This window comes from Corynebacterium sp. NPDC104732 (genome assembly GCF_055583565.1).
Genome location: NZ_JBVJNS010000042.1, coordinates 1 through 1,571, shown reverse-complemented (window position 1 = coordinate 1,571; position 1,571 = coordinate 1). Strand labels below are relative to the sequence as shown.

The window sequence follows — 1,571 nt, the reverse complement described above, 5'->3', positions numbered from 1 at the left end:
CCCTGTTTGCCAGTGAAGTTGTGACCCTCCTACAGAGAGGATCATCAATGTCTAACGAGCTTGCCCCTACTGTTCGGGTCAAACCACATCGGGTGTTTACCCCGGAGGAAAAGAAGTGGTTGGTAGCTAACTACTACCTGCAAAAGCATGGCACCAAAGGCGCGTTTTTGAAACGGCACAACGTCTCCGGCGCTGCGATTGTGAAATGGCGGGATCAAATGATTGCCGGGAATATCGACATGGACCTTTCGCCACGCCAGACTGTAGTTATGAGCACCAGAGAGGCCAAAGAGATCAAACGACTACTTGAGGAAAACGCACGCCTGCGTAAAGCCAACGAAGCATTGCGTAAGCGGGCCCACGCCAACCAAGAGGCGGCTGAAGCGTTGGGAAAAGCTATCGCCACCTTGCAAAACCTTTCCGAGGACTAAAGCGAGGTGGCCGACAACTCACCGACGAACAGAAAAAGGCCCATGCTGACTTTGTTTCCTGTGATACCCAGCTCGTGCATGACTTGGTTGCAGCGGGCCTGACCTTGAAAGAGGCGTTTCGTCTGTCAGGATGCGCGAAAACGGTGTGGCGCTACCGCCATCACCGGCGGCCGGCGCCACCGCGGTGCACCCGCCGCCCGGATCCCCGCGCACTAACAGCAGAGGAAACGAAGCAGATTGTGGACCTTCTCGCCAAAGGCAAAGCCAAGGACTTGTCGGTGTACCGGATCTTCCATGACCATCTAGATGGGCCGGATCCACTTATTGGATCGATGCGCACGTTCTACCGGGTCAACACCAAGTACTTCGCGCAGCCAACGTGCGCACGCCGGGCCGCAGCCCCGAAGGCAATGCCCGTTGTGTCAGCAACTGCCCCTGGCCAGGTGCTGTGTTGGGATGTCACCTGGCTGCCCCAGTCCTACTTCAACAAGGGATTGTTCCTGTACACCGTGTTGGACCTGTATTCCCGCAAGATCGTGGCCTGGACCATCCAACACGTGCAAGAAACATCGCTAGCAAAGCAGCTGATCGCGAAGGCTATTGCCACTATCGGTGCCACCGGTAATCGGGTGCAGGTTGTGCACAGCGACAACGGGTCGATCATGACCAGCAATACGATGAAGAAACTGCTCAGTGCTTCTGGTGTGGAGATGTCGCTGATCCGCCCCGGGGTTTCTAACGACAATCCACACGAGGAGTCATCGCACCGCACGATCAAGCATCACCGCTGGGCCAAGGAAATCTACCCCACGATCGAGATGGCGGTGGAGACGATTGGCAAGATCATCAACGAGTACAACCACCGTGACCGGCATCGGGGACTAGCTGGGTTTACGCCCCAGCAGGTCTTTGATGGTAGTTGGCGCCAGATCCTCGACCATCGGGTTGCAAAATCCGCGGCGTATTACCGTAAAAACCCAGGACGCAGGCCCAGGCGGTACGGGCTAAGGCCCCCACCATCAATCGTTGGGATTAACATCGGAAAACAACAACCAGCTACACTGGAAACCAGGCATCTAGCACAGCTAGAAAACCACGCCTGAAACCCAACCAGGGTCACAACTAACTGGCGGGCAGCGG

Annotated in this window: 2 protein-coding genes; both read left to right on the top strand. The window is 56.3% G+C overall.

Annotated features, from left to right (window positions below):
* Nucleotides 1-47 precede the first annotated feature (47 nt).
* Nucleotides 48-431, top strand: coding sequence for a transposase (locus ACZ6ZO_RS12815; RefSeq protein WP_465293084.1), 384 nt, complete (start codon nucleotides 48-50; stop codon nucleotides 429-431).
* A gap of 74 nt (nucleotides 432-505) precedes the next feature.
* Nucleotides 506-1,534 (top strand): transposase, encoded by a 1,029-nt coding sequence (locus ACZ6ZO_RS12810; RefSeq protein WP_465293082.1) that lies wholly within the window; start codon nucleotides 506-508, stop codon nucleotides 1,532-1,534.
* The last annotated feature ends 37 nt before the right edge of the window (nucleotides 1,535-1,571 follow it).